Source organism: Mucilaginibacter sp. P25, from assembly GCF_050859465.1.
Taxonomy (GTDB): Bacteria; Bacteroidota; Bacteroidia; order Sphingobacteriales; family Sphingobacteriaceae; genus Mucilaginibacter; species Mucilaginibacter gossypii.
In genome coordinates, this window is the sequence record NZ_CP193937.1 from 4,527,280 (window position 1) to 4,541,174 (window position 13,895).

15 protein-coding genes and 1 pseudogene are annotated in these 13,895 nt (G+C 45.8%); 14 read left to right on the forward strand and 2 right to left on the reverse strand.

All coding sequences use genetic code 11. The features are described from left to right. Positions 1-20 precede the first annotated feature (20 nt). Complete coding sequence (locus ACRQ5D_RS22820; RefSeq protein ID WP_432326715.1) at positions 21-356, forward strand: hypothetical protein; 336 nt, start codon at positions 21-23, stop codon at positions 354-356. Between the two features lie 438 nt (positions 357-794). Here the strand turns inward: ACRQ5D_RS22820 and ACRQ5D_RS22825 are convergent, their stop codons facing one another. Then, the gene (locus tag ACRQ5D_RS22825; RefSeq protein ID WP_176844509.1) at positions 795-968 is read right to left on the reverse strand and encodes a winged helix-turn-helix transcriptional regulator; all 174 of its coding nucleotides are present in this window, start codon (positions 966-968) and stop codon (positions 795-797) included. A gap of 118 nt (positions 969-1,086) precedes the next feature. On the opposite strand from ACRQ5D_RS22825, the gene ACRQ5D_RS22830 reads away from it, so the two are divergent. The 4 genes from ACRQ5D_RS22830 to ACRQ5D_RS22845 all read left to right on the forward strand — a co-directional run bounded on the left by ACRQ5D_RS22830 (position 1,087) and on the right by ACRQ5D_RS22845 (position 4,346). Continuing rightward, complete coding sequence (locus ACRQ5D_RS22830; RefSeq protein ID WP_432326717.1) at positions 1,087-1,482, forward strand: Crp/Fnr family transcriptional regulator; 396 nt, start codon at positions 1,087-1,089, stop codon at positions 1,480-1,482. Positions 1,483-1,594: 112 nt separating this feature from the next. After that, positions 1,595-2,485 carry an SDR family oxidoreductase gene (locus ACRQ5D_RS22835; protein ID WP_091170926.1) on the forward strand — a complete coding sequence of 297 codons (891 nt, stop codon included), beginning with the start codon at positions 1,595-1,597 and terminating at the stop codon, positions 2,483-2,485. Between the two features lies 1 nt (position 2,486). After that, positions 2,487-3,413: an NAD(P)H-binding protein gene (locus ACRQ5D_RS22840; protein ID WP_091170930.1), complete on the forward strand. Its 927-nt coding sequence runs from the start codon at positions 2,487-2,489 to the stop codon at positions 3,411-3,413. Positions 3,414-3,425: 12 nt separating this feature from the next. Beyond that, positions 3,426-4,346 (forward strand): helix-turn-helix domain-containing protein, encoded by a 921-nt coding sequence (locus ACRQ5D_RS22845; protein ID WP_091170933.1) that lies wholly within the window; start codon positions 3,426-3,428, stop codon positions 4,344-4,346. A 162-nt stretch (positions 4,347-4,508) separates the two neighbouring features. Here the strand turns inward: ACRQ5D_RS22845 and ACRQ5D_RS22850 are convergent, their stop codons facing one another. Beyond that, positions 4,509-4,868 carry a winged helix-turn-helix transcriptional regulator gene (locus ACRQ5D_RS22850; protein ID WP_091170936.1) on the reverse strand — a complete coding sequence of 120 codons (360 nt, stop codon included), beginning with the start codon at positions 4,866-4,868 and terminating at the stop codon, positions 4,509-4,511. Positions 4,869-4,999: 131 nt separating this feature from the next. On the opposite strand from ACRQ5D_RS22850, the gene ACRQ5D_RS22855 reads away from it, so the two are divergent. From ACRQ5D_RS22855 to ACRQ5D_RS22895, 9 genes and pseudogenes are all read left to right on the forward strand, one after another. Then, positions 5,000-5,635, forward strand: coding sequence for an oxidoreductase (locus tag ACRQ5D_RS22855; RefSeq protein WP_432326719.1), 636 nt, complete (start codon positions 5,000-5,002; stop codon positions 5,633-5,635). Further along, the gene (locus tag ACRQ5D_RS22860; protein ID WP_432326721.1) at positions 5,632-5,796 is read left to right on the forward strand and encodes an SDR family oxidoreductase; all 165 of its coding nucleotides are present in this window, start codon (positions 5,632-5,634) and stop codon (positions 5,794-5,796) included. The genes ACRQ5D_RS22855 and ACRQ5D_RS22860 overlap by 4 nt, the downstream gene beginning before the upstream one ends. Positions 5,797-6,591: 795 nt before the next feature. Beyond that, positions 6,592-6,750, forward strand: a complete 159-nt coding sequence (locus ACRQ5D_RS22865; protein ID WP_176844510.1) for a hypothetical protein — start codon at positions 6,592-6,594, stop codon at positions 6,748-6,750. A gap of 122 nt (positions 6,751-6,872) precedes the next feature. Beyond that, on the forward strand, positions 6,873-7,622 hold the full coding sequence (locus ACRQ5D_RS22870) for an SDR family NAD(P)-dependent oxidoreductase (RefSeq protein WP_432326723.1): 750 nt from the start codon (positions 6,873-6,875) through the stop codon (positions 7,620-7,622). Between the two features lie 71 nt (positions 7,623-7,693). Continuing rightward, a complete protein-coding gene (locus ACRQ5D_RS22875; RefSeq protein WP_432326725.1) occupies positions 7,694-8,317 on the forward strand; it encodes a TetR/AcrR family transcriptional regulator in 624 nt (207 codons plus the stop codon). Positions 8,318-8,360: 43 nt separating this feature from the next. Next, positions 8,361-9,725, forward strand: coding sequence for a TolC family protein (locus tag ACRQ5D_RS22880; RefSeq protein WP_431200533.1), 1,365 nt, complete (start codon positions 8,361-8,363; stop codon positions 9,723-9,725). Between the two features lie 12 nt (positions 9,726-9,737). Beyond that, the gene (locus tag ACRQ5D_RS22885) at positions 9,738-10,790 is read left to right on the forward strand and encodes an efflux RND transporter periplasmic adaptor subunit (RefSeq protein ID WP_431200534.1); all 1,053 of its coding nucleotides are present in this window, start codon (positions 9,738-9,740) and stop codon (positions 10,788-10,790) included. Positions 10,791-10,799: 9 nt separating this feature from the next. Continuing rightward, positions 10,800-12,296, forward strand: coding sequence for an efflux RND transporter permease subunit (locus ACRQ5D_RS22890; RefSeq protein ID WP_432326727.1), 1,497 nt, complete (start codon positions 10,800-10,802; stop codon positions 12,294-12,296). A gap of 41 nt (positions 12,297-12,337) precedes the next feature. Continuing rightward, a pseudogene (locus tag ACRQ5D_RS22895) lies at positions 12,338-13,863 on the forward strand (efflux RND transporter permease subunit). The last annotated feature ends 32 nt before the right edge of the window (positions 13,864-13,895 follow it).

Here is a 13,895-nt window from a genome sequence, read left to right on the forward strand (position 1 = left end):
ACTTTGTTTGTTAAATCCTCGTGGATTCTGCAGAAAAAGATTATCATAAAGCATTTTCTGCACGTCAACCTCCAATTGTTGAGAGTAAAAGTAATCTGGTTAAAGTAACACGTCGGTACGCTCTTGGCGACATGTTAAACAACTTCGATACGTCCGATAATTATATGTATCCTACATACGATATTGCTATTAACCAGGCATATGCGAATTTTTATTATTCTTTTTCTGTTTTTGTTGACAACCGCGGAGATATTCATTATGATAAACCGTTGATTCCATTTACTGGAAAAGGATATGAAGAAAGTTATACCGCACTATCAAAAGCAGTAATGGAAAGGTATTTAAAAAATATTTAAGAATCCGGCCCGGTTCTACATTAGGTATGATCCATCCAAGTAGTATCAGTATCCATGTTGAAGGAAAAAAATCGTGCGAAGACGACTAGTTAAATAACATTTTTATTTCGTTAAGTGTCGGATTGAATTAATGGGTACCCGATTTGAGCTTTTTTAATTTCAAATAATAAATTTCTTTTGATAAAATGTGAATTGAGTCAATCCAGTTGGGTGTCCCTTGTTTGAACATTAATGCAGAGCCGGAACCGACGGGGAAAGATTTCTCCGCCCGTTTTTTATGATTATTTTCTCGACCCTTCATTTTGCCTGTTTAGGCTATTTATTTTTCCATATCAAACCTGCCATAAAATATTATTGGCGCAAGCTAACACAATTCGCTTTTTTACCTGATACTAACTTAGTTGGTGTCCGGTATGCATAATAGAATTCCTGTTTAGCTTATTTTTTAAACAGGAATTTTCGATGCGTAACTCCCCAGGCCGAAATAGCGGTAATTACCCCATTTAAAGTCTTACCATGTTCCGTTAAATCGTATTCCACGGTTATCAGTTTCGTGGGCATCACCGTACGGGCTACTATTTGATTTTGCTCCAATTCCTGCAATTCTTTCAAAAAGGGGCCGGAAAAATCAATATCTGCTCGAAGAAGGCGAGGTAAGTGATTCTCGTCGCATTAGTCGTTAAGGGCAGTTTCTGTTTATTCCCCCATCGAAGATGACAAGGAGGAACATGTGATGCGGCTCGCCATTGAGAACTGGTGGGTCTCGGACTTCAGCAGCTTAATGTCCGGCCAGACCTCCAAGTGTTTTATAGAAGCATTGGAGGACAGTGAAATCATCCGCTTTTCAAAAGATAAATGGGATGAACTGCTCGCCGCTTCGCCAAGCTTCAGGCGGATCATCGAAGCGCTGACCACCAAAAATTTTGAGGCTGATCAGAACCGGATCTTCATCAACATCAGTGATCCGGCGGAGATACGTTATGCAACGTTCGTGCAGCACCATTCAACACGATACAACCGTATCTCCTTATACATGATGGCGTCTTTTCTGGGTCTTACCCGGGCATACCTCAGCCGTGTAAGGAGGCAGATTGTTAAGAGAGGCCATGCGGCTTCTTCGGCATGACCAGACAACGCACCTGACGATAGATACCATGGTTTCGGCTAAACCAAACATGGATTTGGATAAATCTTTCCCACTGTAACGGCGGTTCTTTGTATTAACAAAAAGAACCAATATGAAAGTATTCGTTACCGGAGCATCAGGCTTCGTAGGTACTGCCGTTGTGCAGGAATTATTAAAAGGCGGTCACCAGGTACTGGGGCTGGCGCGTTCGGAAGCATCAGCAGCCAAATTAAAAGCAGCCGGGGCCGAAGTGTTTTACGGCGATCTGGAAGATCTGGATAGCCTGCGTAAAGGCACCGCCGAAAGCGATGGGGTGATCCATTGCGGCTTTATCCACGACTTTACACGCTTTGCCGAAGTTTGCGCGGTGGATGAGCGGGCCATAGAAACCATAGCCAGTGTACTGGCCGGTTCAGACCGTCCACTGATCGTTACTTCAGGGACCGCCCTGGTAAATCCCGGTAGTCTGGCTGTCGAAGATATGCCATCACCATTCAACCCTGCCTGGCCGCGCGCCTCGGAGCGGGCAGCAGAAACTGCCGCAGCCGCCGGCGTCCGTGCCGCCATTGTGCGTTTGCCGCCTTCAGTGCATGGCGATGGGGACAAACACGGCTTTATCCCTATCCTGGTGAATCTGGCACGAGAAAAAGGGTTCTCTGCCTACATTGGCGAAGGACAGAACCGCTGGAACGCGGGACACCGGCTGGACGCTACGTTATTGTACCGTTTAGCATTGGAGCAGGCAACGCCCGGAGCGCGTTTCCATGCGAATACAGAAGAAGGCATAACCGTTAAAAGCATCGCCGAGGCCATTGGCGCTCAATTGAACCTACCGGTCAGATCGATTACCAGCGAAGAAGCAGCCGGGCATTTCGGCTGGTTTGCCCACATGGCGGCGATCGATTGCCCGACTTCGAGCACGTGGACCCAAGAACACTTAAACTGGCAGCCAACACATCCTTTCCTGTTAACCGATATAGAAAACGGCATTTACACCCAATAAGATGAAGTTAGTTGTAACCGGTTCTTTAGGGAACATTAGCCAACCGCTGACAGAAATATTGGTAACTCTGGAACACGAGGTTACTGTAATCAGCAGTGATGTAAAAAAACAAACAGCCATTGAAGCGCTGGGCGCTTCGGCTGCCATAGGCTCTATTGCCGATGTTGATTTCCTTACAGCAGCCTTTCAGGGGGCAGATGCGGTTTACGCCATGATTCCGCTCAGTTTTACGGAGCCGGACCTGGGCAAGTACCTGCGCCGGATAGCTAAAAACTACGTGCAAGCTTTAAACACAACGAAGGTCAAGCGCGTAGTCGTGATGAGCGGTTGGGTCGCCGACCTGATCAAAAGCGAAAACCTCGAGAACGAGTTTAACAGCCTGGAAGCTTCCGTGACTTTTATGCGCCCCGGATCATTTTATACGAACTTTTATCAGCATGTCGACATGATCAAAGGCAGGGGCCTGATGGGCAAACTACTCACACTGCGTTACTCCGGCTTTTGGGCATTGCTGACGGGGAAGACCGGCCTGTTGATGGGCAATTGTGGCGGTGACGACCGCATTATTTTCGTATCGCCCAAAGATATTGCCGTGGCAGTCGCGGAAGAGCTGGTGCTGATGACTGAGCAAAGCACCATTCGCTATGTAGGCAGTGAGGAGCTGACCTGCAACGAAGCGGCCAGGATCATCGGCACGGCGGTAGGCAAGCCCTGGCTGAAATGGGTGTTGCTGAGCGATAAAGCCATGCTGCAGGGATTGAAAATGGCTAAAGTACCCGAAAAACTCGCGGAAACTTTGGTAGAAATGCAGGCCGCTATGCACAGCGGTAAACCGCTGGAAAACTTTCATCGTAATCACCCGAAAATGGGCAACGTTAAGCTCACAAATTTTGCCCAGGAGTTTGCCCGGGTATACCATCAAAATTAAGTACCTTGTGTGATGAGCAATTCAACGCCTTTCCGTTTCAGCACCATCAGCGACTATCATCGTGCCGTGGGCTTGCCCAAACCAGCTCATCCGCTGATCAGTGTGGTCCGCATGGAAAATATTAACCTGCCGATCGCCGAGGTGCCATTTAGCCTGGTGGGGGACTTTTACTGGATCTCGATGAAGAAAATGCAGCATGTCAAGTTCCGCTATGGCCAGCAAAACAGCGACTTTGACGAGGGTGTGCTCTTCTTTATGTCGCCCGGTCAGTTGTTTGGCGTGGAAAGTGTGGAGCATACAACAAAAAAGCCTGAAGGCTGGATGGTCCTGATCCACCCGGACTTTCTGTGGAACACGGCGCTGGCCAAAAACATCAAACAGTATGAGTTCTTTAGCTATTCGGTGAACGAGGCGCTGTACCTGTCCGAAAAGGAAGAGACAATGCTCACCGCGATCGCGGGCCAGATAGAACAGGAATATAACACCGCTATCGACCGTTTCAGCCAAAGCGTCATCATTGCGCAACTGGAGTTATTGCTCACCTATTCGGAACGTTTTTACCAGCGTCAATTTATTACCCGTAAAAAATCCAGTCATGAACTATTGACTAGGCTGGAAGATCATCTGGACAGTTATTTTAACAGCGGAACCTTAGCGAAGCAGGGTCTGCCGAGCGTAACCCACATCGCCGAAATACTGAATATTTCCCCGGGGTATCTTAGCAGCCTGCTCAAAACACTGACCGGGCAAACCATGCAGCAGCACCTGCATCATAAGCTGATAGAGCTGGCCAAGGAAAAATTGTCCACGACCAACCTTACGGTCAGCGAGATCGCTTATGAACTCGGGTTCGAACACCTGCAGTCGTTCAGTAAACTGTTTAAGACCAAAACCAGCCTCTCGCCACTGGAATTCCGGCAATCTTTTAACTGATCGTTCTGTTAATTGTGGTTGATCCAATCCAACAAAACCGCCTCATGCAGGAAACCTGTTCTGAGCGATGCTTTCTTGTATGCCATTAAAAGAGTTGGTCGATGACCATTAAAGTACTGTTGTGATTTGATAAGGATCGCCTTGTTATGAAAAACTATGCTATCATTTCACTACCGGATCCCAGGTCCCCTGCTGTTCCGGCAGTGCGATCTGATTTCCCCAGTCATACATGGCTTTCAACACCGGAATAAGCGTTTTGCCCAGTTCACTGAGCTCATATTCTACCCGTGGCGGCTTTTCCATATAAGTATGACGGATGATCAGTCCATCCTCTTCCAGCTCCTTCAATTGCTGACTGAGTATTTTGCGTGAAATATCAGCCATTTGCACACAAAGCTTGCCAAACCGAACCTTTCCTCCGTTCAGCAAGCGCACCAGTATGATGGGTTTCCATTTGTTTCCGATATAACCCACCGTTCTTACAACAGCGCAGTTTTCGGGATTTTGCAGCATCTTTCTCATTTGTTAGTTACCAATAGGTTACTGCTATTTTGCTTTAGTTACCAGCTTGTAACCACTAATAGCAGTGTATCATCAAATATAGTTCATCTGCTTTAGTTTCTTTGTGAAACAAAAGTAAATAACATAGAAAAATGGAAATACAGCAGCAACTGATCAGGGATCTTGAAGGAAAAATAGCACTGGTAACAGGCGGCACCAAAGGCATAGGTAAAGCGGTAACCGCGAGATTATCACAGGCCGGCGCAACGGTCATCGTTACGGCACGAAACAAGCCGGATGAGCATAATAAGCCATATCACTTTATTGCCGCCGATCTGGCAAAGCGTGAGGATGTAGAAAAAGTCGCGGCAGAGATTAGCGAAAGGTATAGCGGGGTTGATATTCTGATCAATAATATGGGAGCGAACACCTTTCCCGGTGGCGGTTTCAGTACGCTTGCTGATGAGCATTGGTACCAGGCGCTGGAGATCAACCTGCTATCATCGGTACGTTTAGACCGGGCCTTATTGCCAAAAATGTTGGAAAGGAAAAGCGGCGTAATCATCCACATCTCTTCCACCAGCGGCCAGTACCCGATTTGGGAATCAACCATGGCTTATAGTGCGGCCAAAGCGGCGCTGACCTCTTACAGTAAATCACTCGCTGATGAAGCAGGCCCGTATGGCGTCCGTGTACTTACTGTTTCCCCGGACTTAATAAAACGGAAGCAATGTCTGATTTTCTGGGTCAGCTGGCAGCCAAAGAAGGCATCACGTTTGATGAGATGACACAAAAGCTCTTTGACCGCGTTGGCGGGGTACCGCTGGGCAGGATGGCAGAACCGGAAGAAACGGCTGAACTTATCTACTTCCTGGCATCGCCAAAAGCATCTTATATCAGCGGAGCGAATTACTTCATTGACGGCGGTAATTTTCCGGTGGTAAAATAGCGGCTTATTGGGCGAAAAGTCAAACTACAGGCACCTGTGAGGTTGTAGATGCAAAAGATAAGATAACCTCTATTCTCCGGAAATCGCATCAGATATAGAACGGATAATGAAGAAAGTTCGATCATTATTGATCCAGTTCCATGTTCGCAGAGTTTATTTATTGAAAAGATTATTACCTGTTTTTGAAACCAGGAACCGAATCCATGTTCCATTCAAGCTACCATGACTTCTATGGATGCTTTTATTTATAGGAGTCTGACAAGCGAATGGAATATGGTTTTAGGTTGATCAATAAAAAACCGTTAAAATTATAGTGCAAACCAGCATTGAGAATAAAATTATTTTTGGAGATGATTAAATTACGTTTTCCGGTTACTTTCCTATTCGTCGCTCATAATTTACTATCATTCGCTCAAAAGTTACCGATTGATCGCAATTCATTAAGGGCATTTACCTCGAATACGCGTAGTGAGACCGGACTATCGGGCAAAGACTATTGGCAATGGCGGTTTTTTCGGGCGTGCTTTTATATTGGGCAACGGCAGGGATCAATGAAAATATTTTACCAAACAGGTAACGTAAAATAGCATTGGTGTCCTCGCCGCCAAGATTGGTCCCGCGGGGTTATTCCCGGCTCCAGCGCATTGACACATTGCCTCGGGTTTTCTCGTGCCAAAGCCATCGCCGCTATCGGGAAGATGAGTTGCCAACGTCTCCGTCAATGCAAAAGGGCCGAGATGATTGGTCGCATAAGTTAAATCCCATCCCTGGGCGCTTTTACGCGCCTTCCGCGACATGATGCCAGCGTTATTGAGCAAGCACATAGCTGGGCACATCATTGTGCAGGTAAGCCTGGGCATAAGGCTACAAGGCAATATCGGCATACCAGTTCGCCGTACTTCTGACGAAATATTCCTTCCTTACTTTCACGGCAAGTTTTCACTCGACTTATAACAATTTATTAATCCGACTATCATGCTGACGTCAGATTAATAAATTAATTTAATTATTTGAACGCTGTTCAATAATTTTGACATGTTTAAAAAATATTAACCGGATAATCATGAAAAAAAGTATTGATCACAGGAGCGAGCGGCGGCATAGGGCTGGAAATAGCCAGACGCCTGGCTTCTCAAAATTACCAAGTATCACTGGTAGCCCGTAGCGAGGAAAAGTTAAATAAGGCAATAAAAGATCTGGATGGTACTGGCCATACCATTTTGGTTGCGGACCTAACGGATAAAGACAACCTGCAAAAAGTAGCGGAGCATTTGAAAACCGGGGAATACGATGTTCTGATCAACAATGCAGGTGCTGGTATTTACGGAAAGTTTATTGACATCCCATTGGACGAGCAACTGGCAACCATGCAGCTCAATATGAATGCCCTGGTAACCTTATCTTATGCGTTTTTGCAAAATGCCAGGCAGGGTGATGCTTTGGTAAATATTGGTTCCCTGCTTGCGCATTCTTCCCTTCCGGGCGGATCAGTTTATGCAGCTACCAAAGGTTTTGTCGCCAATTTCTCGGAATCACTATGGTATGAGTTCAAGAAAAAAGGAATTTTTGTGATGGGTTTTAATCCCGGTGCTGCAGCCTCAGACTTTCATTCACATGCAGGTGGGCATACCAGTGATTTTCCAAAATTTGTAATGTCTTCTGTTGAGGATGTCGCCGAAGAACTGGTAAGGGCCCTGGAAAACAGGCGGAAGCCGAGAGTTGTACAGGGTTGGAAGAATAGGTTCATGCTATTTGGATTCAAATTATTGAGCCGAAAATCCGCTATAAATATTATGGGACAAATTAGCCCCGGCATGAAAAACTAAACGCCGAATCGTGGTGCGAAATTTCGCCACCTGGCCGGCGCTATTATATTTGTATATTATTATTAATAAAAATGGGCATAGCAGAACGAAAATTGGAAGAGAAACAGGAAATGCATAAACGCATTTTAAACGGAGCACGTAAAGTATTCCTTGAAAAAGGCTATGAACAAGCCAGCATGCGTAGTATTGCCAACGAGATCAACTACAGCCCAGGCTCTATTTATTTTTACTTTAAAGATAAAAGTGAGATTTTCCAGGAACTGCATAAGGAAGGGTTCGCGTTACTGCTCAACCAGTTCAAAGTTTTAGACAAGGTAGGTGATCCTTTTGAGCGTCTGAAAGCGATGGGCCGCATCTTTATCCAATTTGCACAGGAAAACAAGGATTATTATAACCTGATGTTCCTGGTGGAGGAACCGACAAAAATGTCCGAAAATGATGGTGGCTTTAAGATAGCACAGGAAGCAATTGACCGCCTGGCTTCTGTAATTAAGGACTGCCAGCAAAAGGGAAGATTCAAAGATTTGGATACAGAAGATCTAACTTTTATGATCCTTTCCGCAATGCACGGCATTTGTGCCCTCTTCTGCAGAGACCGTACTACAAGTTTTATAGGCAGAACGAATGAGGAACTGATGCAGAGCGGCTATGAGTGCTTTGTCGCGCTCCTTGAAAAAGTTAACGCTTTTTTTTGATATTTTATTGAACAATGTTTAAAATTATAACGGTGGTTTAAAAATGAAATCTAAAACACATATCCGATATGGTTTTGTCCTGGTGGCGGCAACCTTGATAGCCGCTACCTCGGCAAAAGCTCAAAGCCGGCTGGATGAATACATCCGCGAGGGGCTCAGCTCCAATCAGAGCATTAAGCAACAGGACTTTGTACTCGAAAAAAATGTATATGCATTGAAAGAAGCAAAAAGCATGTTCGGGCCCGAGGTTACTTTTTCAACCACCTATACTAAAGCCGACGGCGGACGGACGATAGACTTTCCAACAGGCGACCTGTTTAACGGGGTTTATTCCACGCTGAATAAACTGACCGGCAGCAATGCTTTTCCGCAGCTGCAAAATCAGCACATTCTGCTCAACCCGGATAATTTTTATGACGCCAAGTTTCGCACTTCACTTCCAATTTTGAATGCGGAGCTCATCTATAACAAAAGGATAAAGCAGCAGCAGGTTGATCTGCAAAAAGCCGAAGTACTTCTTTACAAACGCGAACTGGTCAAAGAGATCAAAACGGCTTATTATAATTACTCGAAAGCCATTTATGCTACCGGGATCTATGAATCCTCGCTCCGGCTGGTGGAAGAAAGCCAAAGAATCAATACCAAGCTGTATGACAACAGTAAAGTAAATCGCACAGTTGTGCTCAGAAGTCAGAACGAAGTATCCAGGATCAATGCCTCACTTACCGGCGCAAAGAAAATTGCGGAATCGGCCCGCTACTATTTTAACTTCCTGATCAATCGCTCGCTAACGGACAGCATCCTTTTGGATGATATTACCACGCTACCCGCAAGGGAGCAATTGTTGGGGAATAGCGTTAGCGCCAGGGAAGAATTATCCAAGCTCAGGATCGCTAAAGACATTAACGGCAACCTGAACGGGCTGGCCAAATCTTATATCATCCCCAAGTTGGGCACTTTTATTGACTTGGGCTCACAAGCTTTTGACTGGAAGTTCAACAGTCAGAGCCGATACTACTTATTTGGCGTTTCCCTGGAATGGAACCTGTTCTCCTCCGGGAAAAATAGTTACCGGGTAAAACAAACGATTGCAGACCGAGAGGCCCTGGCATCACAGACCGACTATGTACAGCAGCAACTCCTTACCGAGCTTAAAGTACGCCAGGCCGCCATGCAAAGCGCCATTGCACAATACGAGGCGGCACAATCCCAGTTGAAGACCAGCCAGACCTACTACAACGATATGGTCAAGCTATATAAGCAAGGAATGGCCATTTACATCGAACTGCTGGATGCCCAAAATCAGTGGATAGATGCGCAGCTTAATGCCAACATTGCCCTTTACGACACTTGGATAGCCTATACGGCTATCGAACGAGCTAATGCCAGTTTTACAATTCAACAATAAAAACATACAACAATGAAAAAACTTCAATTACTCAGCATAATAATGGCAGCCATATTCCTGCTAACCTCCTGCAAACAAAAACACCAGGAACAAAATGCAATGGGTGAACCGGATATCATCGCCGTTAAAACAGCATCGGTTCCCATATTAGGAGTTCCCGACCACATTAGTGCAACCGGCCTGGTGAGCACCGAAGATGAAGCCAAATATGCTTTTAAAATAGGTGGTGTGATCAGCCGGATCTTCGTACAGGAAGGGCAGTTCTTTAAAAAAGGCCAATTACTGGCTACGCTCAATTCAACCGAGATTTCAGCCGGTCTGGCTCAATCCAGCCTGGGTGTGGAAAAGGCACAACGTGATTACAGCCGTGCAATGAACCTTTACAAAGACAGCGTTTATACCTTAGAGCAGTTACAAAATACTAAAACTGCCCTTGACGTTGCGCAAAAGGCCCGGGAAGCGGTGGCGTTTAATGACCGCTATTCCAAAATATACGCAGCATCCGATGGTTTTGTGAGCAAGAAGATCGCCAATGAGGGGGAAGTGATTGCCGAAGGAATGCCAGTGTTGCTCATCAATTCCACCGAACAGCACAACAGTTATTCACTAAAGGTTGGGGTGACCGACCGCGAATGGGCCATCGTCAAACCGGGGCAAACAGCCAAAGTCACGCTCGATGGATACGCAGGCAGGCAATTTGATGCGGTGGTATTTCGCAAGTCGCAGGCTGCAGACCAGGCCCTTGGATCGTTCCAGGTAGAGCTGAAGCTGAATTTAAGTGGCATAAAACCTGCGGTTGGCATGTTTGGCAAGGCGGAAATAGCCACCCACCAGGATGAAATTGTGATGGTGATCCCCTATGGATCGCTGGTGGAGGCCGATGGCAATAAAGGTTTTGTGTTTACTACCGTTAGCGCGACCCGTGTAAAAAGAGTGCCGGTTACCATCCTGAAGTTCGATAACGACAATGTATATCTCAAGGATAAATTGGAAGGTATAGACCAGATCGTGGTTTCCAACAGCGCCTACCTCAACGAACAGTCCATTATTAAAATCATCAAGTAAGCTGCAGTTATGAAAATCACAAATTTCGCAGTTAAGAACTACCAGTTCACACTGATCATATTTTTGCTTGTCGCTGTAGTAGGCGTATTAACGTTGTTTACCATGCCACGGTCGGAAGACCCAACCACCCATCCGCCGCAATACCTAATCACTGTGATCTATCCAGGCACGAGTCCGAAAGATATGGAAGAGCAGGTGGTAAAACCCATTGAGAACAAAATTTACAGACTGGAAAACATCGAAAAGATCCTGACCACTGTGGAAGACGGTGTTGCGGTTATCCAGCCAAAGTTTAAATATGGCGTGGACGTAGACAACAAATACCAGGAGATATCGACAGAGATCAACGCTTTAAAAAATAGCGAGCTTCCAAAAGATATTTATCTGATCAAAACAGAAAAAATATCCTCATCTGATGTAAAGGTACTGCAAGTGGCGTTAGTTTCTGATAACGCTTCCGGAAAGTTATTAAGGGATGAAGCGGATATTTTGAAAACGCGCCTGGAGAAGATCACCAACCTGAAGGATGTTAAGTATTTTGGAATGCCAGAGCAGGAGATCCGTATCGACATGCAGCTGGATAAACTGGCACAGTTAAAAATACCGCTCAATGTGGTCATAGGCAGTTTACAAAGCGAGGCAGCGGATATCCCCGGCGGCGGCATCAACCTGGACAGCAAGATATTCAACGTAAAGACCAGCGGCAAGTTCAAGGCCGTTGATGATGTGGCCAATACCGTTATTTATAATGCCAATGGCAAGATCATTTACCTAAAGGATGTAGCCGATGTGAGTTACAAAGATGGCATTGCCGATCATATCACCCGGCTGAACGGGCACCGTTGTGTGCTGGTTACAGCGGGGATGAAAGACAATGTGAATATCGCCAGCGTACAGCAAGAGTTTTTACCGGTACTGGATGAATTCGGCAAAAGCCTGCCCGAGAATGTCCGGCTTGTTAAAAACTTTGACCAGGCTAACATGGTTTCCGAGCGCTTGGGCCACCTGGGTTTTGATTTTGGATTAGCCATCGTTTTAGTGATCATTACCTTGCTGCCATTAGGATTCAGGGCATCGCTTATCGTGATGATCTCTATCCCGCTTTCTTTGGCGCTGGGCCTCATTGCCATGAACTTATTGGGATATTCCTTAAATCAGCTTAGTATCGTAGGGCTTGTGGTGGCATTGGGGCTGCTGGTAGACGATAGTATTGTGGTGGTTGAGAACATCGAGCGCTGGCTTCGCGAGGGCCACTCCCGGAAGGATGCTATCCTGAAAGGTACGCAACAGATCGGGATAGCGGTTATAGGCTGTACGGCTACATTGGTTATCGCCTTTCTGCCACTTGCCTTTTTGCCCGATATGGCCGGTGAGTTTATCCGCAGCCTGCCGATGGCTGTGATGACCAGTGTACTGGCTTCTATGATCGTGGCCTTAACGCTTGTTCCCTTCCTGGGCAGCAGAATGTTAAAGACACATACCCATGGCGAGGGTAACTTCTTTTAAAGCACCTGCAACGTTTCCTCACCATGTCTTATGCCCGGGTAATGCCGCTTGCCTTAAAGTGGCCCAAAACTACTATCGGGATCTCGTTGGCCTTAAGCGGGCTTGCTTTTTTCTTATTTACACAAACCGGGTTTAAGCTTTTCCCGACCTCTGAAAAGCCGATGTTCCTGATCAATATCAAACTGCCCCTGCAAGCTGATATTCCCGAAAGTGACCGGGTAACCAGGCTGGTAGAAAGTGAACTGAAGAAACACAAAGAGATCGTTTATTACACATCTAACGTGGGCAAAGGCAATCCACAGATCTATTACAACGTGCACCAGCAGGATGTAAAGCCTGACTTCGCCCAGGTATTCGTTCAACTGGACGAAGAGGCAAGTCCAAAATCGAAAACAGATCTGATCAAACAACTGCGAAAAAAATTCAACGATTTTCCTTATGCAAGGATAGAAGTTAAAGATTTTGAACAAGGTACTCCGATTGAAGCCAATATTGTGGTGAGGGTTTTTGGTGAGGATCAGGACACCTTACGGAAGCTTTCCTTTAAAGTGGAGGAGGTCCTGAAAAAAATCCGGGCACTTTTTATATCAACAACGAATTGAATACCTATAAGTCAGACGTTAAAATAAAAATTGACAAAGAGAAGGCCCGTACCTTAGGTGTGCTTACCAGTGACGTGGATAAAGTAGTAAGAATGGCTGTGGCGGGACTAAACGTGGGTGACTATATCGACGACAGGGGCGATTCGCGGAATGTGGTGATCACCCTGCCCAGGAATAAGTTCTCGAACCTGGACGCCCTGAAGAATCTGTACGTAAATAATATACAGGGCACCCCGGTGCTGGTTAACCAGATTGCTACTATCTCGTTTGAAACGTCGCCAACGGCGATCAACCATTTCAATAAATCGCGCTTTGTAAAAGTTACTTCCTTAACCAAAGAGCATGTCTTGGCCAATGATATCCTGAAAGAGGTTGTTCCTGAACTGAATAAATTAAAAATGCCGCCGGGCTATTATTACAAGTTATCCGGAGAAGCGGAATCGGAAGGCGATGCTTTGGGCGGCAACTTCCTGTCTGTGATCATACTGAGCACATTTCTCTTTGTCGGCGTGCTGCTGTTACAATTTAAAACATTTAAAGGGATCATTATCGTTCTGTCGATCATACCTTTAGGCATACTTGGTGGCGTGGTACTGTTACTGCTGACAGGCAACCCAATGTCAATGGTATCCATTATTGGTTTTATAGGTCTGTCAGGCATACAGGTTAAAAACTCACTTTTGTTGGTTGATTTTACCAACCAGCTACGTCTGGAAGGACACAGCATTGATGAGGCCATCAATTTGGCCGGCGAAACCCGTTTTCTTCCGGTGGTATTGACTTCGATCACCGCCATTTTCGGCTTACTTCCGATTGCGCTGAATCCTAATCCTTTGATAGCACCGTTAGCGATTGTATTAATTGGCGGGTTGATCAGTTCTACCATACTTTCAAGGATCGTAACGCCGGTGATGTATAAATTGATTCCGCCATATTTGGAAAGCGACACATCCAAAAACAATTGACTGAAACGAAAAAAACATCAAGATGAGAACTA